Raw genomic sequence first — 25,232 nt, forward strand, 5'->3', positions numbered from 1 at the left:
TGAAAAGTGAATGGGAACCTCTTCTCCCAATTCCTCCAATACGAAATTGCAGATTGATCTTATGTGGTCCTCATCTGTATTCAAGTCATTGATCAAAAGGGTGGTGATTTCCAAATGGGACTTGCTTTGATGAATTGCTTTTAGATTGTCAAGAACAATATCCAATTTGCCTCCACATATTTTCCTATAGAGCCCGTCATCAAAGAACTTCAAGTCTATGTTGAAGGCATCGATAAATTTCACTGTTTCCTCTAATGATTCCTCACTCATATAGCCATTGGAAACATATGCATTTTTAAGATTTTCCTTATGTGAAATCAAGGAGGTTTCACGGGCGAAGTCAAAGTATAGCGTAGGTTCATTGTAGGTCCAAGCAATCGATAGGCAATTATCATTAATGGCATTTTTAACGATGGTTTCTGGTAGTATTTTAGTTGAGTTGAATTCATTGAAAGAATTCATTGAAAGCATATATCGATAGGATCTGTATGACAGGAAGCAATCCTATGATAATTTAAGGAATAAAGCTTTCCATCAATGTTTTTTTGAGTATTGCAAAATCCAGTGCTGTTTTCAGCTATTTTACACTTTTTTCCACAAAGATTGCATTGAAGCAGTTTTTTTATTTGTGAATTTTCATCATTTTCGTCATATAATCTTGTGTAAAATCTGCTTTCATGCAACATAAAAACACCTGATAAATTTAGTAAAAAATTTAGATTCATTAAATTAAAATTCATTGCGAAAAAATAAGAAAAATTATTGCCTATTTTAGATGTTGGTAACCTCTTGAGCTTATTTTTTCAATATTGCCATTTGAGAGTACTATTTCAACTGTATTATTATCTGTAATCTCTCCAATTACATAATAATTCATATCGCTTGACAATTGATCTTTCAACTCTTTGTTTATTGTGAATAAAAGTTCAAAATCTTCTCCTACATGGAAGAATAAATCCAAGTAATTTAATCCTAAGACATTAGCTATTTCCTTGAATTCATCTTCTACTGGAAGCTTTTCTTCATATATCCTTATTCCTTTTGTGTATGAATCCTCACCATTATGATATTTCTTATCAGAGCTTATGATCTCATATAATTCACTTGCCAAGCCATCTGTAATGTCGGTAGCTGTGATTCTATTATTGTTTGTATTGTAATCTCTTAAAATATGGCCTTCTTTATATTTTGCCTCTGGCTTCAATGCCTTTAAAATAGCTAAATCAATAAGTGTTGAATCAATTGATTTAATCTTTTCAATGATTTCTTTGCTTTTAGGGTTTTCTTCAATGAGCTTTAAGAGTTCAAATCCAAGTGCAGCATAAGCCAATTCACCGCTTATGCAAAGCAAATCTCCAATTTCGAACCCATATTTCATCAATGCCCTTTCCTTATCTACCTGACCAATGGCTGTTCCAGAGATTATGATTTCACTGGCTTCATTGGTATCTCCACCGATTAATGGGATATTATAATTGTCACAAGCCTGTATAACTCCACAGACTAATTCATCAAAGTCATCTAGCAATGTGTCTTTAGGAATAGCTAGGTTCAATAAAAATCCAATATTCTCTGCACCCATGCTTGCAAGATCGCTTACATTGACTACAACTGACTTGTATCCCATTTGAAAATGAGTCATGGCCTTTGGGAAGTGGCTGGATTGAATCAGCATGTCAGATGATGAGACCAAATAGCTATTGTCATCAATGTTGACATTTGTAAGTGCAGAATCGTCTCCTATTGATGTTTTATCATCAAAATCATTAAAATCGGAAGGCTTATAGATAGAGCATGATTTTGACTTTTGAATGATTCTCTCAATCAATTGCTTTTCACCGAGTTCGGAGACTTTTATTTGGCTTGATTTCATATAAAAATATTTGATTTTTTTAGTATAAAAAATTTTTAGATATTATTAAAAAAAGAAAAAAAGTTAAAAAAATAGATTAAAGAAAAAGATATGATGGGTTAGAAAATAAGGCTTTTAAACTGTTTTTTCATGCAGATGCAGAAATCATCCCCTTCAAACATGCCAAAACTGTCGATGACCTCATAGTCCAGCTTCTTATATAGGTTAATGGCTGCAGTGTTTTCTCTTCCTGTTTCAATGACTGAATACTTGAAATTCTCTTCCATTGCCAATTTTTCAAGCTGCTTTATAAGCTTGTATGCTATTCCATTTCTTCTGTATCTTTTCTTGACATAAACTCTTCTTATCTCAATGGTGTCCTTATCAAATAGCCTAAAGCTTGCACAAGCTATTGGCCTGCCCCAATTTAAAGCCAGGATTACAATATGAGGGTCCTTTAAATCGTTATATTCCTGATATTTCAATACTTCCTCACCGCGAAGCTGGAACCATTCATTGTCCAACTCCTTTGTAAGCTCAATGAATCTCTCATCCTTTTCATTTGTAATAATGGATTCCATATTCTCACTTCATCATTTCTTTAGCTCTGTAGTGTTTCCTACCTTTGCAAGCTCCTTCTCCCAAACTCCTGGGTTTTCATTTACAAAGCTTTCAAATAGCTCATTGCATCTTGAATCGTTTAGAACAATAATCTCTACATCATTATCCTTCAAGAGATTTTCAGCACCCATCAAGGTTGTATTATCACCTATAACCACTCTTGGAATATTGTATAGGAGCACTGCTCCAGAACACATTGGACAAGGTGAAAGGGTTGTGTAAAGGGTGCATTTTCTATAATCGTCATAATCAAGGCCCTTTGCATTTTCTATTGCATCCATTTCACCATGAAGAATTACTGAATTGTTCTGTATAATCCTATTATGGCCTCTGGATATTACTTCATTGTCCTTTACAAGGACTGCACCGATAGGGATACCACCTTCAGACAATGATATTTCGGCCTCCTTGATTGCTTCATCCATGAATTTCTTATGCATAAAATACCCCATAATTAGTTTTTATGATATTTTCAATATTATATTTAAAAAAAGAATATTAATAATTTTACTAAAAATAGGAAATAAATGTTTATAAAGAAAAAATAAGATAAAATTTTTACTAAAAAAAGAAATAAGGAAATTAGAATAAAACTATTCTAATGCCTCTTTAACCATGTCTTCAAGGATTTCAATTAAAACATCATCGTCACAGATTGGGTCTGGATATAATATTTCCCCATCAAATTCCATTTTCACATCATCATGGCCATGATGATGGTGATGATGTCCATGAGAATGACTATGGCCATGATCATGGTCGTGGTCATGACTGTGTTCATGGTCATGGGAGTGAGAATGTCCATGGTCGTGATGATGGTGATGGTGATGGCCAGTTCCATCATCTTCTATGAATCCTAAAATAGTTGGAATGTCCCTTGTAGTATGTGCTCCAGGAGCAATGAATACAGGAACGACAACCAATCGGTCAACTTCATTTTCGCTTACAAGCTTATTGATTGAAGTTGGAATGTTAGGGTCTACAAGTTCCATGAATCCAAAGTCACATGGATATTCAGTTTGAGCTTCAAATTGTCCGAAAAGGTCTGTGATAAATTCCTTGCTGTAATTCAATCTGCTTCCGTGTACAACTAGCAATACTCCGGTTTTTGCATCTGCGTCAAGCTCTGATTCTTCAAGTGCACCGCTTATTTTATTGTTGATAATTTTCAATAGCTTTGGATTAGGGCCAATAGGACCTAATAAGTCAATTTCTCCATCGAAATCAACCTCTTCAAGGCCGTATAAATAATGTCCTTCAGGATAGATTCCATCCGGTTGTCTTGGATCTGTTTCCTTAGGTTCAAGACCAAGTATGATTGGTATGTCAATGTTAGTGTGAATTCCAGCAGCTAAAAATACTGGAGTAGCTATAATGCGTTTTAAGTTAGGATTGCGTTCTTTTAAAATGTTAATGGCTTCAGGTAAGTTTGGACGAGCCACTTTCATGTATCCTACTTCAGCATCAAATTCTGTCTTTGCCTTAAACTTAGCGCATATCTTTTTAAAAACTTCCTCTGCATAGGGAAGAGTACTTCCATGGCTTAACAATAATACAGCAGTGTCTTCATAAGTCATAATATCACAGTTTTACGTATTTTTAAACACATATCTAAATAAATTTTAATCTTTGATAATAATAAGAAAGTATTACTTTATAATAATAATTTGGAAAAAAGTATTACTCAAGGTTTATAAAAAAATAAATAGCTAAAAAGCTATTTAAAAAATTATTTTACAATTTTAAATTTGAATCCGTATGAAATTACACCATCAGGGCCGTCTTCACGGATTTTTCTAAAGACCATTTCTACAGGGTCTCCGATTTGAATATCATCAACATCTGCGTCAACGATTTGTGCAGTTACTTTAGCACCTTCTTCAAGTTCAATGATAGCTACAGCATAAGGAGCTATTTTCTTGAAGTCAGAAGTAGGTGTTCTAATTACAGAATAGGTAAATATTTTTCCTTTTCCTGAAAATTGGATATTTTCAATGTTTCCTTTTCTTCTACAATCAGGACAGATTACTCTTTGTGGGAAAAACACTTGACCACAAGTAGTACATTTTGATCCAACAAGGTTATATCTTTGTTGGATATGACGCCAGGTTCTTACAGTATCAGACATTAAATTCCTCCTAATATAATAAGCATGATAAAAATGATTAAAAATTCATTAATTTTGTTTATAGTTTTTATTTATTTATTAATTTTTTAGTTAATAAATATTATCTTTACTTATAATATTATTTTATTTATAATTCATCTATAATAAAGTTTTAAGTTAAATGGCTATTCTTTACCAAAATAAGTTTCTTAAATAATTAAACTATAACAAAAGTGAAAACTTATAATTAAAAAGTAATTTACACTCTTTTGATTAAATTATAATGATTTAAAAAGATTAAAATTAAAATTGAGAAAGATTTAAATATTATTTTTAAATATAAACCAATTAATGAAGATTAATAATAAAAATAACGAATATGAAAAGGATAAAAAGTATAGTAATGATTCTACAAGAAAAGAATTGTTGAATGATGAGAAGGGAAATTTTTCAATCATCCTCACAAGCCTGATTCTAATCGGCTTTTTACTATTGTCGATAATCATTTTAAATGTTGCAATTAATCAGGAAAGGGAAAATGGAGAGATTGTTTCATCCAATAACTTTCAATATATTGTAAATGACTACATAAGAAACCTTCCACTTATTGAACATGAAGCATTGGAAGACTTAAGTGAGGAGATTATAAAAGACAAAAGGCCATCTTTAGACTCCAAAAGCGATTTGAAGGAAATAGTTGATGGAAAGCTAAGTGCAAAAAACAAGGAATACTATGAAAACTACGGTATCCAAATCAATTCATCACTAATAGCTATTGAAAATACATCAAATCCCTTCTCATACAAATTCAAGACTCACATCTTAAGTGTGAAAGGAGATTACTCATTTGAAAAAATCGTGTCATCTGATGTTGACTGCATTGATTTAAAGGATCCTGTTCCTATTCTTTATTTGAAAGATTATCATGGCCTTTCATACAATGAGAGCTTCTACAATTATGGTAATTCATTGTCTGAATTCTTAAGGTCAAAGGGTGTTGAAAACTACTCTTTTTATATCGATGCCAACTCTCCATTGATTATAAGGAAATGTCCATATGACCCTTACAAGCATCATGGAGATGACAATGGAAAGATAATGAAAAACTGCAGGGACAATGGATATTATCATGAAAGCAGAGATGGAGCATGTTATCTATGCAGGCTTGAAGGAAAAAGCGGATGTGAGCATTACGGTTTTGAAACCTTCATCAATCCTCAAAAGACAAATGAAACTGGCCGTGTCTCAGCATGCGGATCAGACCATGTTATATTCAGCGATGACATTTATCCGGGAGTTGAAGTCATCTATAATGATGAGGATAGGTTAAAGGAGATTCTATACCTTGACCCTCATGGCCATAAGGTCAAGTATGGAATGAGTGGCTTTTAGGAGATTTACTATGAAGATAAAGGATATAATCAAAGACCAATATGGCATCCTATACTCCAGTGAACTGCTTCTGTCAATCATACTGCTTATTTTCATAATAGGAGTTATAGCCAATTTAAGTGATGGGCTGAATGAAAGAATGATAAGTGAAGAAGAATTTTCATCTCTTGAAACTATTGCTATCGAATCATCGGATTATCTTTTGAATAATCCTGGAAATCCTGAAAATTGGGAAGATGATGAGGGATTGAAAAATGGAATCGTGTCGAAAAATATCATTCCAGGACTTGCAATAAAGAATAAAAATGTGGAAAATGGTGAGTTTTTTGATGAAAGTGCAAGTGATGAAATGATAATGTCAAATGCAATTTCCTATAATAAGCTAATTAAGATAAAAAACAATTACGATTCGCTTGTAGATAGTAATCTGTTAAATGATAGTGTCATAAGTTCAATGGCTATTTATCCTTTAAACAGTGAAATAAAGCCTATAGAGATGGGATATGATTTTGAAGATAAAAATGATAATGTCAATGATAATAACATTGTAACAGTGAATAGAACAGTGAAATGTGATTTTTATTCAAACTTTGTAGTGTATAATTTCAATGATTTTGAGCTGTTCGGAGATGATTACAATAAAGATATGTTTTGTAATCATGACACTAATCCTTATCTAACTAATCATTCAAATGATGGAAGATCTCTTTGGCTATGTAAAAACTTTAGAGTCTATAAAGAATCATTGGATGAATATAACTATTATCTGATAAGCGATGAATCTGTAAAAGACACTGGCACTTACTGGATTTTAGAGAGTCTAAATAGAACAAGTGAAAATAAGGAAATAATAAATCAGGAAGTCATTGACTTAAATCCATTCCTTATGGAAGATTTGGGTAATTCTTCTGATGAAATCTATTCAATACACTTTAATGTTCCTAAAAATAGAGTAGGTGATTTTAAAACTGTTTTAGTGGCCATTCCAAAGAACATGACAGATGTTTTAATATCAAATGATGAGTTGAATTACGATTACTTTAAAGTGCAGGATGTAAATTTCATTTTAAAAATAGGTTATAAATAGCCAATATTAAAAAAAATAGCTAAAAAAAGAAAAAAAGATTTTTTACTCCCAACTGGGGTAAAAAATTTTGGTCCAGGTTTTCGCTCCGAAGGAGCGGAAAAGCTGGGCTATAAAACACTATACAAATTCTCTTCCAAAAGATCTGTATCAATTTGCAAGCTAATGATATTGGTTCTGCCTTTAGCTCTGCCTTTGGATACAGTGTTTGTGGAAATGATACCTAACATCTCCAACTCATTTACAAAGTCAAAGATTCTTCTATAGGTAACAGCATCCCCTTTTGAAATCTCCTTATAGGCCTCAAATAATTTACCTGAAGTGATTTCCTCTCCTTCTTGAGTCAATCTTAAGATAGCAGCAAGAACCCTTTGCTGTTGGGTAGGCAATGTTACAATGACATCCTTAACCTTATTGTACTCAATGACATCTTTAGCTTCACGTACATATTGACCTAAAACCTTTTCAGATCCCTTGTCAATTGCAATGTCTCCTGCGCTTTCCAATAAGTCAAGTGCATATCTTGCATCCCCTTCCTCTTTAGCAGCCATAGCTGAACATAATGGAATTACGCTGTCTTCAAGAGTGTTTTCATAAAATGCAAGTTCGGATCTTTCATTCAAGATGTCAGCCAATTGCTCCGCATCATAAGGTGGGAACACTATTTCCTTATCCATTAGACTGCTTGCAACTCTTGGCTTAATGAATTGCTTGAAGTTAAGGTAATTACTGATTGACAATATTGCAATGTTGTCTGTTCTGGTAAGGGTATATAATAAGCCGTCACCATCCTTCTCAAGAAGAATGTCAACTTCGTCTAAAATGACAATCAAGATACGGTTCCTTCCAAATACATTTCTTTTCAATACATCTCTAAATGCATTTACAATTTCCCCTTTTGTCCAACCACGATTAGGAACTTCCCTTCCTAGCTTTTGACATAAGTAAGTGAGCACTTGATACTCTGTATTGAAATCCGTGCATCTGACATATTCCACTGAAATGGAAACAGGCTTGTCACGAGCTGCTTCAATCAATTGCTCTCTTGCAAATTTTGCAGCTGCTGTCTTACCTGTTCCTGTTTTTCCATAAATAGTAATGTTTGATGGAGTAGTGCCTTTTAATGCCTCTACCCAATATCTGGCAATAGATGTGATCTGTTCTTTCCTATGTGGCAAGTTATCAGGTAAGAAACGATGATCCAAAGGTTTCTTATCCTTAAAGATATTGTCATCCATAGGCAAGTATTCATCAAGCCCTTCGAAAATGTTGTCACTCATATAATCATCTCATAAATATAATGTGTTTTTTAAAATTCGATTAATGCGTTGGCGAATTTTAAATTATAAACCCTTTTTAATAAAAATTAAGCATAAGATCTAAAATCGTGTTTTTTGAAATTTTAGAAAAATTAAGTTAAATAATATTAAAAAAATAGAAATTTTCATATTCAATAGTAAAATTTCAACTGTATTACTATTGTTTATCAGATTATATATTTAAACTTTTTTATAATTTCAAATTTAAGGAACATTCTCAAAAATTCAAACAATGGAAAAACTTTAATAATATTAGCTAAAATTGCAAGTGTAATAAAGAAATTAAAAGCATTTAAAATAAATTTTACAGTTGAAATGGTAGTCTATTTTAAAATAAACCTAATTTTTTAATTCAATTTGAATAATTTAAGCTATTTGTAATAATTTTTTAAAAATAATAAAATTTTAACGTTTGATTTTAATATTACAAATTAATTATTGTTTAACAATGATTTAATGAAAATTTAATTGCTGACATGATAATTATTTGTAAAAAATAGTTAAAAAAAGACAGAGAGTACCATTTCAAGTGAAAGCAAAATTGGTGAAAAACGAAAATGAAGGGATGTATTTCAAGTGTAAATTTTTTTCATTGAAAAATTTAAAAACATTATTTGGTCTTTAAATCCTGAAAGAAGAATTTTAATGAGGAATTTTTTTAAAAAAGATAGAGACTTAAATTTCAAGTGAATACAAATGAAATATACCTGTCGATACTTTCAAGACCCTCGAAATCGTTTCACTTGAAACACATCTCTCACTCTCTAAAAAACATGAAAAAAGAATCGTATAAATCATTGAAAATGAAGAAAAATCGTTGAAAAATGTGGAAAATAAAATAACATTAATAAATAATTTTTAAAAAAATGATAATAGTAAAATAATGAGGATAATGATAATAAAAATGAAACAAAAAATCATAAATAAATCTAAAGAATAATAATTAAAAAATAAATTAATAAATATTAAATAAATAAAAAATAATTAAATTAGAGATTAATGATTATAAATCAGGAATATCATTGTTTTGAATAGATCCATATGTTTTTCCAAGAATCCATATGCATTGAAGCTTTCCCTTGAACACTTTCTTTATTGTTTTGATTAAAACATGTTTTGAGAGTCCATCTCCAAATATGTCATCTGTGATGATGAATCTTTTCAATTGATCATTGGGATGATCCAATTCAAAATCAAGAAGCATTTCATTCAATGCAAATCTTATCTTCCAAATGAATTCCTGATTGATGTCTTTAGGACTGCTTTTAATAATGTTCTGCTCTTCCTGTGAAACTTCAGTTGCACATCCAATCAATAGAATATCTGGTTTTCCTTTAGGATTGATTATGTCCATTGCATTGTTGTTTGGAAAGTTAATGATGTAATGGAAATTAGCGTTTTCATCAAATATCTTTTCACGGATAAGATCCTCTTCCATTAACCAGTTTCTGACTTGTTCTTCATCTATTGCCATATTATCATCCCATAAAATAAATATGAATATTTAGTTTTAAATTAAAATTTTTATAAAATTTCAATATAACATTTTAAATCATTTTCATATAATTTAAATAATTTTTTAATAAATTTATCATATCAATAAATTATATATAGTTTGCTAATATATTTAATTTTAATGATAACTGAACTTTACTCAAATTCAATTTATATGCTGCTAACAATACTGCTCTTTGCTTTGGCATTTGATTTATTGATAGGAGAGTTTCCTGCAAAATTGCATCCTGTTGTATGGATTGGAAGCATCATCAGCTTTTTCAAGAAATATCTTATAGGATATGACAATAAGATATCTGGACTTATTCTTTCTATCGGTGTAATAGCTGTTTCTTCACTTATTGTTTTAGTGCCAATGCTAGTCATAAAGCATTTCATGTACCTTAATGATGGAATGATATACCTATTCAAATTAGTGGCCCTTTTATTGTTGTCATCCACTTTTTCAGTTAAACTTCTCATTGATTCAGCACGAGATGTGGCACATGACTTGAAAAACAATAATTTAAAGAAGGCACGTCAAGCAGTAAGCTATTTGGTAAGCAGGAAAACAAGTGAATTGAATAAGGAGCATGTCATTTCAGCTGTTATTGAAACATTAACTGAAAACATTCCAGATTCCTATGTTTCAACTATTTTTTACTATTCAATCGTTGGTATCATAGCATTCCTTTTAGGATTCAATGATTTCACTGTAGTTATATTGGCTGTGCTTGCAGCAATGATCCATAGAGTTGTCGATACCATGGATTCAATGCTTGGATACAAAACAGATGAGCTTTATAATATAGGATTTGTTCTCGCTCATTTGGATGATATATTGAATTATATTCCTGCCAGGATATCCGGATTTCTAATAATAATATCTGCAGCATTCTTAGCTCTAAATTGGAGAGGGGCATATTACATAATGCAAAGAGATGCTAGAAACTGTGACAGTCCTAATTCAGGATACACAATGGCAACTGTGGCAGGAGCATTGAACATTCAGCTTGAAAAAGAGGGAGTCTATACATTAGGTGACAATTTGCATCCTCTTAAAGTGGAATGCATTGACAAGGCAATAGACATTGCAAGACTTAGCATATTCTTGATTACAATATTTTTCTTTTTCGTATTTATGGATTTGATTCTTCTTCAGTTATAGAAGAAATTATTATTTTTTAATTTATTTTTTCACGTTATTATTTTTAAAAAAAGTTTATTTATTATTATTTTAATCAAAATTATTTGATTTAAGATTATTTAATTCAATTATTGATCATTAAAAAAGAGTATGGTGCAAAAGGATATTACTTTCTAAGTGATTAATTGATGCAAAAAGAGTTTATAAAAATAAGAGAAATGAAGTTAGATAATAACTTCATTGATTACAAAATCCTTAAAGAAAGTCATGTGAATCAGTTCATCCTCCCATACAAGGCCAGAACCTGATCCGAAATCATTTGAAAACTTGAGATTGTCCCCAAGACCTATAGATTTTTTAGACTTGAACTCGCTTTGTGAGATGTTCTCCAAAACCTTCATGAGTTCCAATCTGTCAATATCATCTACAGATTTCTTTTCAACAATAGCTTCTATGATATAGCTTCTGCAGAGCTTTTCATGATACTCCTTGTAAATGCTATGATTGTAGAACAATTCCAATCCTTTAACTTCCCCATTCACTATGAATATAACTCCATTTTGACCATCTTCGATATGGAATTTGCTCAAGTAGTCATTTTGCTTATCCTTAAGGTTTTCATAGCTGTCGTTTAAAGCACTGGTCATTGATTTGAAATTTGATCTTGATTCAAATTCACTAATGGAATCCCATACTTCACCTTGATAGTCACGTTCTTCATAGGAAGCTCTTGATTTTCTGCTTCTTGTACTGTGATTTGCAGAGTACAATGATGGCTTGAAGGTTCTTGATTCCGCACCTTCTCCTTTAGTGTGCCATCTTCCATGTTCAGTGCAGCTAACTGGAATATTAATTGTTGATTTGGCTGGAATGAGCAAAGTGTCATTTATGATACGGTTTTGCATTGCACCGGTAATTTCATCACCATCAATTAATATTAGTGGAGTTACTGAATCGTTTTTGCATGAAACGGTATTCACTGTTGAATGCTCAAGTTCCTTGATTTCAACAAGGTTCATCTCATATCCTTTCTTAAGAGTAAGGAAATCCTTTTTCCCAAAGAAATCACTCTTAATTGGAATTGCCTCTACATTTTCGTACTTTTGGCTATCCAATAGCTCAATGGATATTTTAGTGCCGTTTATGTCAATAAATGCAATGTTTTCAAATTTGTTCAAGTCTTCATTCACTTCGCTATTTTCTATATTTTTGTTTGTCTTTTCCACATCATCACCCCATGTTTGTTTTATACTATTCAAACTAATTTATTATAGATTATTTAAAAATTTGATTTTGATAAAATGCCTTAAATGAAATTCACATCATTTTCAGGATCTTTTCTAAGTTCAGCAAGTTCATCCTCTTCGATGATTTTAGCAATGACATTTTGATGGGAAATGAACTTTACAATCGCATATGCATTTTCATCATCGATCTTATCATAAACCCTTCCTGAACTCATAGTGCCTCTAACAACGGTTTTAGTGCTGTTTGCCAAGTATCCCACTTTGCCGGCATATCTCATTTCAACTCTTATGGCTTCTGAGTCGTGGTTGTTATCCGGCTCTTTAATGAGCTTTAAAATAGAACCAATCTTAAATATCTTCTTTCCATGAAATTGGTTAAAACAGATTACAGTTACATATTTTTCATTGAATTTTTCTTTGTTCATACATTTCACCCCTATAAAAATAGTATGTACATTATTTTATGAAATTCGTTACTTATAAAGGTTATCAATTTGAAAAATTTTTAAAAATAATCAATGAAATCAATATAAAACTTTCTTAATTTTACACTTGAAATACATGTCTAGGTTTCCTATAATTTGACCTAATTGAATTAGAGATAATTACAGCAAATATAATTGTTTTAAAAATTAGATAGAAAATGAAAAATAATGATAAATTATTGTAAAAAATAGAGAATTGTAAAAAATAATTCAAATAATTTAAAAAAAGTAAAAAAAGAATAATTAAATTGGAAAATTTAAACTGTGATAGCTTCCAATTTAGATAAGATTTCCCAAATTAAGGTTCTTGCATGAACTGGGATATTTGGATCGTTGCTGATTTCATCTAACTTTAAGATTACAGCACTAGCTCTTACAGTTGGATCTTCACTTTCATCGTTTAATGTTTGGAAAGATTCATCTGCAGCTCTTCTAATATTACGTGGTACACTTGGGTTTTCCATAATATGTTTTAAAATTGCGGATACTTCTTCAAAAGTTTCTTCTACCATAATAATTCCTCCCTATTCATCAATTTTTGAAAATATTATCAAAATAAGTATAAATCAGTTTCAAAAAAAGTAAATAGTCTATAACAATATAAGATATGCTTTTTAAAGTATATATATTTATGGTATATTGTTAGTAAATTAAGAAATGATTATCTTCTTTAAGTTCAAATAAAAAGTTTTTGATAAATAATGAAACATTTCCTTTTCATCTTTATTAAGTTGAAATAAAAAGTTTTTAATAATTTATTTGTGATATATAATTTCAAAGAGGGTTAAGAATGGACTTTGATAAAGATAAATTCAAAATGGTGTTGCATCACATCATCTACAAGTGCGGTTTCAGAAACACTGTTGGAAGAACAGTTCTTCACAAGTTGCTTTACTTTTCAGACTTCAATTATTATAAGGAGTTCAACCAATCAATTACAAATGAATCCTACGTAAAGAAGGAAAGAGGGCCTGTGCCGATTCATTTTGAAATGGCCATAGAGGAATTGGTTGAGGAAAATAAGATAAGCTTGGGAAAGAGAAGATTGCCTTGCGGCAAGATAATGAATAGGTATTTTTCCTTAAAGGGACCTGAAATTGATTTGAAAAATGAGGAATTGACCATTGTAAATAAGGTCATTAAGGAATTGAGTCATTTAAACGGCAAGCAGATTGGAGAGTATTCCCTTAGGGATTATCCTGTCAAGCGTACTGAAGAGGATGAAATTATTGATTATGACTTGACATTTTCTCGAAAATCAAATAATCATGATAAAGTCTATGTTAAAATCAGTTGAAAAAATTGAATTATATTAAAATAATTTTATTTAAAAAGCATAATAAAAAGAAAAAAACTTATTTTTAATAAAAAAGAGGCATGATAAATTCATTTTATGAATCTGTCATCTGCCTTTTGGCTTTTTGCCTTTTGATGGTTTTTTTCAAACCATCCTATTTTTAAATCATCAACTAAAGTGTCTTCAAATAGCTGAGGAACATATGGCTTGATGTCAAGTAGTGGAGTGCCGTCAAGTATGTCCACATTGGAAATATAGAGAATGTCGTCTTCCACCTTATCCAATTTTACAGTAGTCATTCCAATATTGTTAGGCCTTTTTGGAGATCTTGTAGCAAATACTCCATGTGTTTGAGTGTCCATGAATGGTTTCACTTCGAGTGCATTTCCATTTGTCTTATGCAAGTGATATATGAGTATAAGATGTGAAAAACCATCAATATCCTTTAATCCTGGCTTGAATTCATTTTTAAGGCATATTTTTCCCTTTATTCCCTTAGCGCCAGTTGGTTGGATTGGCATTCCCTCTAACTCTTTAAATGGGGAATGTATTGTTCCAATGCTTTCAAATTCAATTTTCATAGTATCTTATTTTATTTTTGATGTATATAAATTTTTATAACGAAAGATTATTTATAAATTCAATTTATTTAAAATTATTTATTTTCTATTCAATTGAATTCAACACATGAGTCACAAACTGTGTTTTAGCTATTTCCTCAACGAATTCAACAAGAGCAGCCGCTTCCTTCACTGTCTCTCCAGTAGCTATGACTCCATGGTTCTTCAAGATGATTGCATCCTCTGTCTTTAGAGCTTCACTTGCAGCTTCAGCAAGTTCCTTGCTTCCAGGCTTGAAGTATTCAATGTCCTTAAGGTATTCTGACTTAATAGCTCCAAATCCTTCAAGACGCTTTATTTTCTTGGCAGAAAATGCAAATCCTGTTGCATATGGTGAATGGGTATGTGCGATTCCATAAACATCAGGCTTTTCTCTATATATCGCCAAATGCATTCCCACTTCAGATGATGGCTTTCCTTTGGTTAGGAGTTCACCCTTTTCATTTACAAGAACAATATCCTCTTCCCTTAAGTCTGCAAGGGATTTTAAGGTAGGTGTAATGGCTACAATATCACCCTTTTCACCTTTGAATCTTGCACTTACATTGCCCGCTTTTCCAGAGACCAATCCTCTTTCAAAAACATAAGCTGACATTTCAACTACGGATTTTACAATTTCCTTTTCCATATTATCATCCTTATAAATATTATAATTCATAAAAAAGCAGATGTAAACAGCTGTTTAAATAGCCAAACATCTGAATAAGCCATTTCAATTAATTTAATCAATAAATTTCAATTGCTTGTAATTTCCACCTACATCAATGATAGGAACCTCTGCAGGTGTTGGCACGATGTTGTAAATTTTCTGGAACTCTGTTTGAGTCTGGAAAGTACCTGAATTTATGCAGTGAATTCCCTTATAGTTTGCATAGGTGTTAATGTGAACGTGTCCTGTATGCAATACATCAGGTACAGAGTCAATAACCAAATGATCCTCAAGTTCTGAAGCAAGTGGAGTTCTCTCACCATACAATGGAGCCAAATGTCTTTTTCTTAGGAATTCCTTCATTACGAGGTCATTTCGCTCGTGTGAGAAGTCATTTGATCCCATCACCATGTCATCTATTCCTCTTCCGTGGTAAATCAATACCTCAAGGCCATCCAAGCTTACTGTACTTGGATTTGATAGGAATTCCACATTATTTAGCTTGTATAATGATTTAGCGTACTTTTCAGGCACTGCTGGCTGTGGCTCTGCAACTCTTGAAGCATCGTGGTTTCCAGGAGTGATGATGATCTTGATGTCACTTCTGATATCACCAACTAAACGAGCAGCCTCATCATATTGAGCTGTAATGTCCTTGATTGCCAATTCCTTGTCCTGGTTTGGATAAACTCCAATTCCGTCTACAATATCTCCACCGATAATCATGTACTTGACGTTATTGGCCATTTCCCTTTGCTCTTCGTTACCATAGTCACCATTAAGCCATCTTGTGAATCTTACAAATGCATCTTCAAGGAATGTTGAACTTCCTATGTGAATGTCTGATGTGAATACGGTACCGAAATCAACCTCTTTCCTTTCCTTTCTTGGAACGTCAGGGTCAATGAGGTTTTGGCAAATTGCCAATCTGTTTTCGCTTGGGCCAGCTCTTTTCTGTGCAATGACTCCAATGACCTCATCTCTCATAAGGTTTCTTGCAGCCCTTATCAAGTCATCATTGTCCTTGCTTACCAATATAGGCATTGAACCGGTATCATCTTCCACTTCAATCAGATAATGGCCGTTTTTAGTGCTTCTGATATCTGTAATCATTACGATTAGGTTCAAGTCAGTCTGATTTTCAGTGATTTCATTGATCTTTTGCCAGGTTCTAAGTTCAGGCCTCTTTTCCAATATTCCAGATAGCTTCTTGTATCTGTTTTGGAAGTATTCTATTAGGTTTCCAATCTCACCGCTTGTGTAAGATTTATTGCTTGTGTCTTTGAGGACCTTGAATTTATCAAAATTGACTTTGGATTCAGTAAGGTTTCTTTTGTATTTTATTTCCACATCTTTTGAAACTTCTGAATCTTCAATTTTAACTACATGTTCACTACCATAACCCGGATTTACTCTTGGCTGTTCTTTTTCTGGTGTTTTAGCAGTTTCAATTGTTTCAGGTTCTGGTTTTTGAGCACTAGTTTCTGTAGCTATTGGTTTTTCTTCTTTAGCTTGTGTTTGGGTTTTTATCTCTGGTGGCTTGGTTTCAAGTGGCTTTTTTTCTATTGGTTGGCTTTGCTTTGCAGGGCCTGATGTGATATCACTTAGCTCTTGCATTTCTAAATTGAGCCCTTCCATATTTTTAATGGTGTTTACATCAACTGGAACCATCTCATTAGAATAATTTCCGCTTTTCAATTTTACAATAATCTCTGAACTTAAATTTATAGGATTTTTAGAGTTTTTGATTAAATCATAAGCCTCTGGAGATAGGATTATCCCTTTCCTTGCAAATTTAATAAGAATTTCAGCAGTCATGTTTTTACTTCCTTTATCTTGGCAAAATCACCTGGAATAATTATTGTGATTTTCCCTTTTGAGAGTTCCATTACATTCGTTAATATTTTTAATTTAATCTTATATTTATATTATCTTCTTATTGTTAATAAAATAATCTATATTGCATTATTTTTCGATAATCTTATTATATATAAATAATATAAACTATATCATTATAAGATACTAACAATATATCTTCATCACATTTAAAACTTATTGAGACTAATGAAAAGTATTTGTTTTTAGTGATGAACATATGAAGATTGCTTATAAAATGATTTAAAAAATAATTTAATCATAACTTCAGAAATTTAAAAAATTTAAAAAATTAATTCATAAAGGGTATAAAAATGAAAATTTCAAGAATAATACTTATAATTTTGTTATTTTTTGTATTTTTTGAAATAGGGCTGTTCAGTTCCTATACTTTAGCAACTGGAGAGGTTCCTGATCCAGGAGAATTAATAAATATGCAGGTCAGCACTGTCACTTCATTTTTCAGTCCTGAGAATGTTGGCGGATTGCTTATTAAAGATCCGGACCAAATCAATGTAACAAATAAATTTGAATTGGCTGATAAGCTATCAGAGGTGGCGGATGTCGACGGTGTCAATGTAGAGAACATGACAATCACAACCACTGACGACACTGACAAGGAAGAATTCAATGTAACCGTAACCGCTTTCGGATATTCCAAGCCTAGCGGAAAATCCGGTTCCATCATAATCAACGGTGAGCCAGATTATAAAATCATTGCTACAGCCACTGCTGAACATACCATTAACGGTATTGAAGTTAAGTTGGACACTTTAAAGGTTGATTCAATCTTGAAAATATTTGATGCTAATGACAATAGCTATTCCATCTTGGACGAATCTAATTCAAGCTCAAAATATAAATCAAGTTCAAAATCTAAATCAAGCTCTAAATCAAGTTCCAGCTCTAGCAGTTCCAGTTCAAGCAGTTCCAGTTCCAGTTCCGATTCAGGATCAGGTTCATCATCTGATGGAGGCTCTTCTGGTGGTTCTAGCGGAGGTTCCTCATCTGGTGGAGGTTCTTCTTCTGGCGGATCATCTGGTGGCTCTAGTGACTCTACAAGTGAGTTATTAGCTCCTTTATTCTATTTGTTTTAGGTTTAGCTATTATTAGCTAAATCAATTATTTATTAAAGCTTTTTCAAAAAGATAAAAAATGACTAAGGTCCTAAAAGGTGATATGATGATTAATCTTATTAGCGTGGGTTCTGATATAGGAAACATTACCATAAATGTATTCAATGCCATAATAGAATCTGATATCATAGTCAATTATGATAATCTTGATTTAAGCGTTTTGGATACATACATTAAAGACAAGGAAATCATTGTAAATGCTTTGGATGAGTCCAATAATGAAGTGATTATTGGTTTGGATGAGTCAGAATCCATAGAGGATAGTTCTGATGTCTATTCCAAACTTGAGGAATCCTATTCCAAGATAGAATTGGCCATTTCAAAGGCATCTCAAAATAATGTTGCTCTTATCTGTTCCAATAAAAGAAACATTTATGGTATAGCCAATCTTTTGATTCAAATCAGTTCAAAGTATGATGATCTTGACTTGAAGATTTATCCTGCAGTTTCTCCAATTGATTACAGTTCAGCTGTATTGGGAGCTCCATTCAATGATTTTGTATCAATTGACTTGAACAATCCTCTTGTATCAGAAAAAGAGCTCAAGAATAAGATTAAGTTTGCATTGAAGAATGATTTTGTTTTATTCATTCATAATCCACTTGGCGAGGATGATGATAAGGCCAATTTCAACTTGCTTAAGGAAACAGTGAATGATTTCAATGATGAGTTATTGCTAGGAATTGTGAATGAAAGCTATTCATATGAAATCTCATGCTTCAAGGACATCAATGAGGAAAGCATAAAAGAGGATTCCGCTTTGATTATAGGAAACAGGTTGACTTACAAGCTTGAGGATTATATGGTCACCTCATCTGAATATATTGTAAAGCCTAAGTTCATTTCACAAAACATTGATTTCTTTGAAAGGTATTTGAAGGATGAAACCCCTAAGGGCCTTGACTATGATTGCGAATATTTGCCATGCCATAAGGCATTGGAGGCATGCGATTTCTGCTATTGTCCTTTCTATCCATGTGCTGATGGATTGACTGGCGGTGAATGGATCAAGAACAAGGATGTTTGGAGCTGTCAACACTGTGATTGGATTCATCTTGAAGAGCCATGTCAGGCAGTAAGAAAAGGACTTGAAGACATTCTGGAAGATAAGAATGATTTGAAAGCCAAGCATATGGAATTATTGAAATTAAGACGTGAATGTCTATTGAAAACTTTAAAATAATTTATAATTTAATTTTTTAACAATAAAATCATTAATAATTTTCATTTAGAAATTAATTGAAAATAGAATTTACTTATTTATTACATATTAATTAAAGAAGGTTTTAAAATGCCAAGCGTAAAAGATATTTTAATTGAAATGAAAGATATGTCGGAATTAATGGTTGATTTAGCTTATTCTGCTGTTTTATTCAATAACAAAGCTGCGGCAGAAGAGGTATTGACCCTTGAAAACAGACTCAACAGCATGAATTATGAGATTAAGAAGCAATCTCTTGTAGCTGCTCGTTCACTTGAGGATGCAGAAAAATTGACTACATTGCTTGAGATTGCAGAAGCTGCTGAATCCATGGGTAATGCTGCAAAGGATTTAGCTGATTTGACTTTAAAAGGATTCGAACCTCACCTTGTATTCAAAATGGTTATGGAAGAATCCGAAAGGAACATCATTCGTGTAAATGTTGAAGAAAGTTCCGCTTTAGCAAACCAATCTTTAGGAGAATTACTATTGCTCAACCGTACTGGTATGAGAATCATTTCCATCAGACGTGGAGATTCCTGGATTTACGGACCTGACAAGAACACTGTTATCCTTGCAGGAGACGTTTTAATAGCTAAAGGATCCGAAACAGGAACTGAAATCATTGAAAAGCTTGCTGATGGAGAAATGCAATTAGAGGATTTAGGAAACATTGAGGAATTTATTGATGATGATTAAATTAACATTTTAGTTATGTGTATTTAGATTTTATATGAAAATTGATTTCAATTAAATTATTTATTTAATATGTATGGATGTGACACTATGATGATGGGAGGTGAACCAATTGAAAAGTCTAATGAAGATGGCACGTCAATTTGGGGAATCTATCATCACATTGGTTGTTGGCATCATTCTATTTTTATTTAATGCTGTAAAGTTCATCGTTTCACTTCCAGCACGTTTTGTAAGCTATATAAGAGAATTTTTAGCTGACACTGATTCTGTTTTAAAGGAAAGTCTTATAGCCCTTTCCATTTGTGCTGTTGGTGACTTGTGTGCAGGTATCATTTTAGGAAACATGGAATTCTTCCTACAGACCTATCCTGGCCTTATGGTAATTATTCCAGGAGCTATTGGTATGAGAGGAAACATTTTCGGCTCCTTCGGTTCAAGGTTAAGCACTCACCTCCACATTGGTACAATATCCCCTGAATTCAAAAGGTCAGACCTTTTGGATGAAAACATTACAGCATCAATTATATTGACTATGGCTCTTTCAGTCTTGCTTGGAGCTATTGCAAAGGTAATCTGCATATTATTCGATTTCCCAAGCATAAGCCTTTTCGACTTTGTATTAATTTCATTTATAGCCGGATTGATTTCTACAGTCATCATGCTCCCTATTACAATGTTCATTTCACTTAAGAGCTTTGAAGGTGGTTGGGATCCAGATAACATCACAACACCATTCATTGCAGCGGTTGGAGACTTCTTTACCTTGCCTGCAATCATTTTAAGTGTTTTGATTGTTAATCTAATAGGTTTCAATCCAATCGTCAAGATGGTATTGTTTGCAATCATTATCTTGATTACAGTGGTTTCATTGATTTCAGGATACACTGCTGACAATGAAGTAAGGCATATCGTTAGGCAATCCACTCCAGTCCTGTTCTTCTGTTCCATATTGGGAACCGTTGCAGGTGGAATATTGAACAACTCACTTAGCACACTCCTTAAGAATCAAACATTGCTTACATTGGTTCCATTGTTCTCTGGTGAAAGTGGCGGTTTGGTAAGCATATTAGGTGCAAGATTGTCTTCAGGTCTTCACTCCGGTTTAATCGATCCGGTATTGAGACCTAAAAAGCATACAATGGAAAACTTCATAGCTATTGTAACTTTAGCTGTTGTAATGTATCCTTTAATTGGATTCTTGGCTGAATCCTCTACAATAGCTTTCAATAACATTGGTGTCGGATACCTTCAATCCATTTTGATAAGCCTTATTGCAGGTATGATCCTGATTTTAGTCATGTTGCTTGTAGTCTTCTATATCTCTACAATTTCATATAGAAGAGGGCTCGATCCGGATAATATTGTCATTCCTTTATCTACAAGTCTGACAGATTCAATATCCACATTGATTTTGATTGTAGTGTCTTTAGGTCTTTTGAGTTTGATTTAATCTTGAATAGTTATTTATAATGTTTTTAGGTATTAAACTTGATTTAATTTAAAAAAATAGTTGGTTTTATTGATTAGTTATTTTAAAAAAGACCTAATTCTTTTTTATTCTATTTTTCATTCCAGGACTTTTCCATTTCACTTTTAAAGAACTTATATACATTTTCAGCACCCAATATTTCCTCTTCCAATGACCATTCACTTGGATATAGGATGAATGGATATTGCTGGTTTCCTCCAGCACCTCCGTGGCTTCCGATCAATTCCTCAAATGCATAGACCTCATCACTGTCAATGTCATATGCACTGTTTACCAAAATGTCTGGCACATGTGCGAATCCATCTGTTCTTTTAAGCTTTCTGATGGTGTTTTCTCCAAACCTGTCGAGGAAATGATTTCCATAATACTCTTCTGTGTCAAGGTAAAGCACATCATCATCTGAAAACACTATTGTATCATATATCTCAGATTTCACCATAACGAATCCTATTCCTTCATGATGGGCTAATCCACTGATGAGTCCAGGAAATGCATCCTCTATCTGCTCATATGTCATTCTATTGGACCAGTCTGTAAAATAAATCAATCCTAAATTTCCAGAAGCGAGAACCAATGTTTGAGCGGTTTTCTCACTCACTTTTGTCTTTTTTGAAAATTGCATATTCAAGTTCAAGTCAGTTGAAATGTTATTAAGTCTTTTGGCGAATGGCTCATCGCTGTTTAGGAAACTTCTTTCGCTTTTCAGTTTATTGAAATACTCTAAGGTTGAGGAGTTGTTTTTTATCTCATTGAACTTTTCACGTGGGCTTATTTCAAAGTCAAGCCTTGAATCTATTCTTTCCCTTGTATTATCAATTCTTGTGTCTATTTTTTCTTTTGTGTTGTCTATTCTTTCCTTGGTGTTGTCTATTCTTGTGTCTATTTTTTCTTTTGTGTTGTCTATTCTTTCCTTGGTGTTGTCTATTCTTGTGTCTATTTTTTCTTTTGTGTTGTCTATGGATTTTTCAATTCTTCTATCCACCTTTTCAAGATTGTCTTCAACATATGGCTTTAGAGAGTATTTTTCCCTAAAGTGGTCATCATTTGAGTGAAGAATACTGTGAACTGTAATGTCATCAGGCAAGAGATCCTTTACCAAATCATTCAAGCTTTCACCGTATTTTTCCTTGAATGTGAATCCATTGGATTGGCCATGGTCTGACAATACAATTATCTTGTAGGTTCTGGCAGATTTTTCCATTGCCTTTTCCAAACGCTTGAATTGCCTGTCTATTTGCCTAAGTGCATAAAATGAATCGTAATCCTCAACTCCTGAATGGTGAGCTATTTCATCATAGCCCATATATGTTGCATAAATCACATTGTGGTTTCCAGCAAGGATATCCCCAATTAAGGTGAGTGTTGTAATTTCTCTCATGGCCACATTTGCACCTGCCCGTGCCACATAGTATGCAAATCCTCTCCACTTCAATCTAGGCTGTATGTTCTTGAACAAATGTCTCATCCTTGATGCAAATTCCATGATCATGTCATATATGAAGAGTATCAGGATTCTTGTGATTGCATAAGGCTTTGAGTATAGGTAATACCAGCTTCTTGACTTGATTGCTTTGGAAATTGCGAATTTGCTGAAAGTCAATATGTGGTCTGTTGCATCCCCTGAAAAGAGATTGCTTCTGCTTGCTCCATTGTTTGAAAGCAAGCCTTTTCCATTTGATATTCTCTTTTCAATGAGTTCAGAGTTAGTCCTTCCGTTAGAGGATATTATGCGATTGTCCTTTTCCTTTTCGACCCAACGGAATGCTGGAATGTTATTGTTGTTTCCATGAAGGATCCCTGCCTGTGATGAGGATGTCTGGCTTGACAAGTCTGTTTCCCATTTTACAAGCTTATGGCTTCCATCGGATATCCATTTGGACAATGTAGGCATATCTCCATTTTCCAACGCCTTTTCTAATGTATGATGGGAAAGGCCATCTATTTCCAGAAATATGAAACCTTCTTTGTCATTAGCTTCGGTGTAGATTGCCTTCATTTCCTTTTCCAAGATGTTGTGGTAATAGCTATCGTCATCATCAATGTTCAATACAAGTGAAACAAGAGATGATATGAGTCCAATCAGAAGAGGAACGGAAAACAATGCTATTCCACTGATAAAAACTCCAGGAATGAATAGGCTTATGAAGTAAAGGAGTATTCCGTCGATAAGGAATGTTCCGAATCCAAGTGTAACCACAATGAATCTCAGTGAAAAATAGCTTAAAAGAGGCCATAATATGGCGTTTACTAAAGAAAGGAGTATTATGACTATGAATGCGGTTCTGAAGTTTGGTATTGATATTCCTCCAAGGGTTTTAGTTATGATGAAGAATATGCTTACCTCTAGAATCAAGTAAACGATAAAATAAATGATTTTCTTTATCTCTTCTCTTATTGTGCTAGTCATAATATGATGCCTGTTTGAATTTATTATAAAAAGTTTATCTTCCTATCCTAATATATGATTTTTATTTTATTAAATATTTTTTTAGTTGAATTGTTAAGTATATTAAGTATTCTTTCTATAATATTAATGGGAAGTTTTATATTGTTTAAAAGATTGTATAAAATATTTTTTTAGAGATTTATAATTCATTCGAAATAAAATTGAGTGTTCATATCATATAATATTTTGGTATACCTAAAAATTTATATAATTTAAGAAACAAACTTTATGATGAGAACAATTTAATTTGATAAAATCTTGTTAATTAATCATTAAAATGAGGGTTGACATGTCAACAATGATAGAATTTGAAAACGTATCCAGAATCTATAAAAGCGGAGACCATGAATTGAAGGCCTTGGATAACTTAAGCCTTAAGATTGAAAAAGGGGAATTCGTTGTTATTTTAGGTCCATCCGGTGCAGGTAAATCCACCTTATTGAATCTGCTAGGTGGCTTGGATTCAGCTACAAGCGGAAAGATAATAGTTGATGGTCAAAACATTGTAGATTTTGATGATGATGAGCTTACCAAATACAGAGCCAAAAGCGTTGGCTTCATATTCCAGTTTTATAACCTGATTCCAAACTTGACAGCAAAGGAAAACGTTGAATTGATGAAGGATATTACAGATGTGGATGTCAATGGTGATGAGATTCTTGAATCTGTAGGCCTTACAGGCCATGGAAACCAATTCCCAGCTCAACTTTCAGGTGGTGAACAGCAAAGGGTGTCAATTGCAAGGGCTTTGGCAAAGGAGCCTGCGATGCTCTTATGTGATGAGCCCACTGGAGCTCTTGATTCAAATACAGGAGTATTGATTCTTTCATTGCTTCAAAACAAGTGCCATGAAAAGGATACCACTGTAGTCATTGTAACCCACAACTCAAAATTGGCCGAAGCTGCAGACAAGCTGATTAGAATCAAAAACGGAAAGATTGAAAGTGTTACTGTCAATGAAAATCCCTTGGATATACATGAGATAGAGTGGTAAGAATTTTTATTTCAATTAGAGATATGTAGAGTGTTGATTCACTCTATTTTTAAAGTGATAAATTATTGATGTTAGTTC

25 protein-coding genes are annotated in these 25,232 nt (G+C 32.7%); 9 read left to right on the forward strand and 16 right to left on the reverse strand.

Annotated features, from left to right (window positions below):
• The 7 genes from QZU90_RS08285 to QZU90_RS08315 form a co-directional block, all read right to left on the reverse strand.
• Nucleotides 1–462: radical SAM protein (locus QZU90_RS08285; RefSeq protein ID WP_296856621.1), on the reverse strand; the 462-nt coding region annotated here is incomplete at its 3' end.
• Nucleotides 459–686 carry a hypothetical protein gene (locus tag QZU90_RS08290; protein WP_296856623.1) on the reverse strand — a complete coding sequence of 76 codons (228 nt, stop codon included), beginning with the start codon at nt 684–686 and terminating at the stop codon, nt 459–461. The genes QZU90_RS08285 and QZU90_RS08290, both read right to left, overlap by 4 nt.
• A gap of 80 nt (nt 687–766) precedes the next feature.
• Nucleotides 767–1,873 carry a thiamine-phosphate kinase gene (thiL, locus tag QZU90_RS08295; protein WP_295607277.1) on the reverse strand — a complete coding sequence of 369 codons (1,107 nt, stop codon included), beginning with the start codon at nt 1,871–1,873 and terminating at the stop codon, nt 767–769.
• Nucleotides 1,874–1,971: 98 nt separating this feature from the next.
• Nucleotides 1,972–2,433: a GNAT family N-acetyltransferase gene (locus QZU90_RS08300; protein WP_295607274.1), complete on the reverse strand. Its 462-nt coding sequence runs from the start codon at nt 2,431–2,433 to the stop codon at nt 1,972–1,974.
• Nucleotides 2,434–2,445: 12 nt separating this feature from the next.
• Nucleotides 2,446–2,913 carry a nucleoside deaminase gene (locus tag QZU90_RS08305; protein WP_295607272.1) on the reverse strand — a complete coding sequence of 156 codons (468 nt, stop codon included), beginning with the start codon at nt 2,911–2,913 and terminating at the stop codon, nt 2,446–2,448.
• 153 nt (nt 2,914–3,066) lie between these two features.
• Complete coding sequence (gene cfbA, locus QZU90_RS08310; protein WP_296856626.1) at nt 3,067–4,050, reverse strand: sirohydrochlorin nickelochelatase; 984 nt, start codon at nt 4,048–4,050, stop codon at nt 3,067–3,069.
• A gap of 152 nt (nt 4,051–4,202) precedes the next feature.
• Entirely contained in the window at nt 4,203–4,601 is a 399-nt protein-coding gene (locus tag QZU90_RS08315; protein WP_295607266.1) for a Zn-ribbon domain-containing OB-fold protein, read from the reverse strand.
• Between the two features lie 330 nt (nt 4,602–4,931).
• Between QZU90_RS08315 and QZU90_RS08320 the strand changes: the two genes are divergently transcribed.
• A complete protein-coding gene (locus tag QZU90_RS08320) occupies nt 4,932–5,972 on the forward strand; it encodes a hypothetical protein (protein ID WP_295607263.1) in 1,041 nt (346 codons plus the stop codon).
• 10 nt (nt 5,973–5,982) lie between these two features.
• Nucleotides 5,983–7,059, forward strand: a complete 1,077-nt coding sequence (locus QZU90_RS08325; RefSeq protein WP_295607260.1) for a hypothetical protein — start codon at nt 5,983–5,985, stop codon at nt 7,057–7,059.
• A gap of 107 nt (nt 7,060–7,166) precedes the next feature.
• Here the strand turns inward: QZU90_RS08325 and QZU90_RS08330 are convergent, their stop codons facing one another.
• Both QZU90_RS08330 and QZU90_RS08335 read right to left on the reverse strand, forming a co-directional pair.
• The gene (locus QZU90_RS08330) at nt 7,167–8,336 is read right to left on the reverse strand and encodes a Cdc6/Cdc18 family protein (RefSeq protein WP_295607257.1); all 1,170 of its coding nucleotides are present in this window, start codon (nt 8,334–8,336) and stop codon (nt 7,167–7,169) included.
• Between the two features lie 1,042 nt (nt 8,337–9,378).
• Complete coding sequence (locus QZU90_RS08335) at nt 9,379–9,849, reverse strand: DUF2299 domain-containing protein (RefSeq protein WP_295607254.1); 471 nt, start codon at nt 9,847–9,849, stop codon at nt 9,379–9,381.
• A gap of 162 nt (nt 9,850–10,011) precedes the next feature.
• On the opposite strand from QZU90_RS08335, the gene QZU90_RS08340 reads away from it, so the two are divergent.
• Nucleotides 10,012–11,037, forward strand: coding sequence for a cobalamin biosynthesis protein (locus tag QZU90_RS08340; protein WP_296856629.1), 1,026 nt, complete (start codon nt 10,012–10,014; stop codon nt 11,035–11,037).
• Between the two features lie 203 nt (nt 11,038–11,240).
• Here the strand turns inward: QZU90_RS08340 and QZU90_RS08345 are convergent, their stop codons facing one another.
• The 3 genes from QZU90_RS08345 to QZU90_RS08355 all read right to left on the reverse strand — a co-directional run bounded on the left by QZU90_RS08345 (nt 11,241) and on the right by QZU90_RS08355 (nt 13,260).
• Nucleotides 11,241–12,242 carry an ARPP-1 family domain-containing protein gene (locus QZU90_RS08345; RefSeq protein WP_296856631.1) on the reverse strand — a complete coding sequence of 334 codons (1,002 nt, stop codon included), beginning with the start codon at nt 12,240–12,242 and terminating at the stop codon, nt 11,241–11,243.
• Between the two features lie 80 nt (nt 12,243–12,322).
• Nucleotides 12,323–12,688 carry an HIRAN domain-containing protein gene (locus tag QZU90_RS08350; protein WP_296856633.1) on the reverse strand — a complete coding sequence of 122 codons (366 nt, stop codon included), beginning with the start codon at nt 12,686–12,688 and terminating at the stop codon, nt 12,323–12,325.
• A 317-nt stretch (nt 12,689–13,005) separates the two neighbouring features.
• Entirely contained in the window at nt 13,006–13,260 is a 255-nt protein-coding gene (locus QZU90_RS08355; RefSeq protein WP_295607239.1) for a UPF0147 family protein, read from the reverse strand.
• A 278-nt stretch (nt 13,261–13,538) separates the two neighbouring features.
• On the opposite strand from QZU90_RS08355, the gene QZU90_RS08360 reads away from it, so the two are divergent.
• Entirely contained in the window at nt 13,539–14,045 is a 507-nt protein-coding gene (locus QZU90_RS08360; RefSeq protein ID WP_295607236.1) for a Panacea domain-containing protein, read from the forward strand.
• A gap of 89 nt (nt 14,046–14,134) precedes the next feature.
• Here the strand turns inward: QZU90_RS08360 and tsaA are convergent, their stop codons facing one another.
• The 3 genes from tsaA to QZU90_RS08375 all read right to left on the reverse strand — a co-directional run bounded on the left by tsaA (nt 14,135) and on the right by QZU90_RS08375 (nt 17,132).
• Nucleotides 14,135–14,626, reverse strand: a complete 492-nt coding sequence (tsaA, locus tag QZU90_RS08365) for a tRNA (N6-threonylcarbamoyladenosine(37)-N6)-methyltransferase TrmO (protein ID WP_295607233.1) — start codon at nt 14,624–14,626, stop codon at nt 14,135–14,137.
• Nucleotides 14,627–14,711: 85 nt separating this feature from the next.
• Nucleotides 14,712–15,293 carry a class II aldolase/adducin family protein gene (locus QZU90_RS08370; protein ID WP_295607230.1) on the reverse strand — a complete coding sequence of 194 codons (582 nt, stop codon included), beginning with the start codon at nt 15,291–15,293 and terminating at the stop codon, nt 14,712–14,714.
• Between the two features lie 93 nt (nt 15,294–15,386).
• Nucleotides 15,387–17,132 (reverse strand): DNA-directed DNA polymerase II small subunit, encoded by a 1,746-nt coding sequence (locus tag QZU90_RS08375; RefSeq protein ID WP_295607227.1) that lies wholly within the window; start codon nt 17,130–17,132, stop codon nt 15,387–15,389.
• Between the two features lie 371 nt (nt 17,133–17,503).
• On the opposite strand from QZU90_RS08375, the gene QZU90_RS08380 reads away from it, so the two are divergent.
• The 4 genes from QZU90_RS08380 (at nt 17,504) to QZU90_RS08395 (ending at nt 21,675) form a co-directional block, all read left to right on the forward strand.
• Nucleotides 17,504–18,286, forward strand: coding sequence for a hypothetical protein (locus QZU90_RS08380; RefSeq protein ID WP_296856637.1), 783 nt, complete (start codon nt 17,504–17,506; stop codon nt 18,284–18,286).
• Nucleotides 18,287–18,371: 85 nt separating this feature from the next.
• Complete coding sequence (locus QZU90_RS08385) at nt 18,372–19,508, forward strand: cysteine-rich small domain-containing protein (protein WP_295607221.1); 1,137 nt, start codon at nt 18,372–18,374, stop codon at nt 19,506–19,508.
• Nucleotides 19,509–19,616: 108 nt separating this feature from the next.
• A complete protein-coding gene (locus QZU90_RS08390; protein ID WP_295607218.1) occupies nt 19,617–20,225 on the forward strand; it encodes a potassium channel family protein in 609 nt (202 codons plus the stop codon).
• A gap of 121 nt (nt 20,226–20,346) precedes the next feature.
• A complete protein-coding gene (locus QZU90_RS08395) occupies nt 20,347–21,675 on the forward strand; it encodes a magnesium transporter (RefSeq protein WP_394350207.1) in 1,329 nt (442 codons plus the stop codon).
• Between the two features lie 109 nt (nt 21,676–21,784).
• Here QZU90_RS08395 and QZU90_RS08400 read toward each other — a convergent pair whose 3' ends face one another.
• Nucleotides 21,785–24,121: an alkaline phosphatase family protein gene (locus QZU90_RS08400; protein WP_296856639.1), complete on the reverse strand. Its 2,337-nt coding sequence runs from the start codon at nt 24,119–24,121 to the stop codon at nt 21,785–21,787.
• Between the two features lie 328 nt (nt 24,122–24,449).
• Between QZU90_RS08400 and QZU90_RS08405 the strand changes: the two genes are divergently transcribed.
• Nucleotides 24,450–25,154: an ABC transporter ATP-binding protein gene (locus QZU90_RS08405; protein WP_296856641.1), complete on the forward strand. Its 705-nt coding sequence runs from the start codon at nt 24,450–24,452 to the stop codon at nt 25,152–25,154.
• The last annotated feature ends 78 nt before the right edge of the window (nt 25,155–25,232 follow it).

The sequence above is a fragment of the uncultured Methanobrevibacter sp. genome (assembly GCF_902784195.1).
Classification (GTDB): Archaea; Methanobacteriota; Methanobacteria; order Methanobacteriales; family Methanobacteriaceae; genus Methanobrevibacter.

Excerpts from the sequence above, each read along its gene's own strand:
- QZU90_RS08290 (WP_296856623.1), bottom strand. The coding sequence starts at position 686 with ATGTTGCATGAAAGCAGATTTTACACAAGATTATATGACGAAAATGAT.
- thiL (WP_295607277.1), bottom strand. The coding sequence starts at position 1,873 with ATGAAATCAAGCCAAATAAAAGTCTCCGAACTCGGTGAAAAGCAATTG.
- QZU90_RS08300 (WP_295607274.1), bottom strand. The coding sequence starts at position 2,433 with ATGGAATCCATTATTACAAATGAAAAGGATGAGAGATTCATTGAGCTT.
- QZU90_RS08305 (WP_295607272.1), bottom strand. The coding sequence starts at position 2,913 with ATGCATAAGAAATTCATGGATGAAGCAATCAAGGAGGCCGAAATATCA.
- cfbA (WP_296856626.1), bottom strand. The coding sequence starts at position 4,050 with ATGACTTATGAAGACACTGCTGTATTATTGTTAAGCCATGGAAGTACT.
- QZU90_RS08315 (WP_295607266.1), bottom strand. The coding sequence starts at position 4,601 with ATGTCTGATACTGTAAGAACCTGGCGTCATATCCAACAAAGATATAAC.
- QZU90_RS08320 (WP_295607263.1), top strand. The coding sequence starts at position 4,932 with ATGAAGATTAATAATAAAAATAACGAATATGAAAAGGATAAAAAGTAT.
- QZU90_RS08325 (WP_295607260.1), top strand. The coding sequence starts at position 5,983 with ATGAAGATAAAGGATATAATCAAAGACCAATATGGCATCCTATACTCC.
- QZU90_RS08330 (WP_295607257.1), bottom strand. The coding sequence starts at position 8,336 with ATGAGTGACAACATTTTCGAAGGGCTTGATGAATACTTGCCTATGGAT.
- QZU90_RS08335 (WP_295607254.1), bottom strand. The coding sequence starts at position 9,849 with ATGGCAATAGATGAAGAACAAGTCAGAAACTGGTTAATGGAAGAGGAT.
- QZU90_RS08340 (WP_296856629.1), top strand. The coding sequence starts at position 10,012 with ATGATAACTGAACTTTACTCAAATTCAATTTATATGCTGCTAACAATA.
- QZU90_RS08350 (WP_296856633.1), bottom strand. The coding sequence starts at position 12,688 with ATGAACAAAGAAAAATTCAATGAAAAATATGTAACTGTAATCTGTTTT.
- QZU90_RS08355 (WP_295607239.1), bottom strand. The coding sequence starts at position 13,260 with ATGGTAGAAGAAACTTTTGAAGAAGTATCCGCAATTTTAAAACATATT.
- QZU90_RS08360 (WP_295607236.1), top strand. The coding sequence starts at position 13,539 with ATGGACTTTGATAAAGATAAATTCAAAATGGTGTTGCATCACATCATC.
- tsaA (WP_295607233.1), bottom strand. The coding sequence starts at position 14,626 with ATGAAAATTGAATTTGAAAGCATTGGAACAATACATTCCCCATTTAAA.
- QZU90_RS08370 (WP_295607230.1), bottom strand. The coding sequence starts at position 15,293 with ATGGAAAAGGAAATTGTAAAATCCGTAGTTGAAATGTCAGCTTATGTT.
- QZU90_RS08375 (WP_295607227.1), bottom strand. The coding sequence starts at position 17,132 with ATGACTGCTGAAATTCTTATTAAATTTGCAAGGAAAGGGATAATCCTA.
- QZU90_RS08380 (WP_296856637.1), top strand. The coding sequence starts at position 17,504 with ATGAAAATTTCAAGAATAATACTTATAATTTTGTTATTTTTTGTATTT.
- QZU90_RS08385 (WP_295607221.1), top strand. The coding sequence starts at position 18,372 with ATGATTAATCTTATTAGCGTGGGTTCTGATATAGGAAACATTACCATA.
- QZU90_RS08390 (WP_295607218.1), top strand. The coding sequence starts at position 19,617 with ATGCCAAGCGTAAAAGATATTTTAATTGAAATGAAAGATATGTCGGAA.
- QZU90_RS08395 (WP_394350207.1), top strand. The coding sequence starts at position 20,347 with ATGAAGATGGCACGTCAATTTGGGGAATCTATCATCACATTGGTTGTT.
- QZU90_RS08400 (WP_296856639.1), bottom strand. The coding sequence starts at position 24,121 with ATGACTAGCACAATAAGAGAAGAGATAAAGAAAATCATTTATTTTATC.
- QZU90_RS08405 (WP_296856641.1), top strand. The coding sequence starts at position 24,450 with ATGTCAACAATGATAGAATTTGAAAACGTATCCAGAATCTATAAAAGC.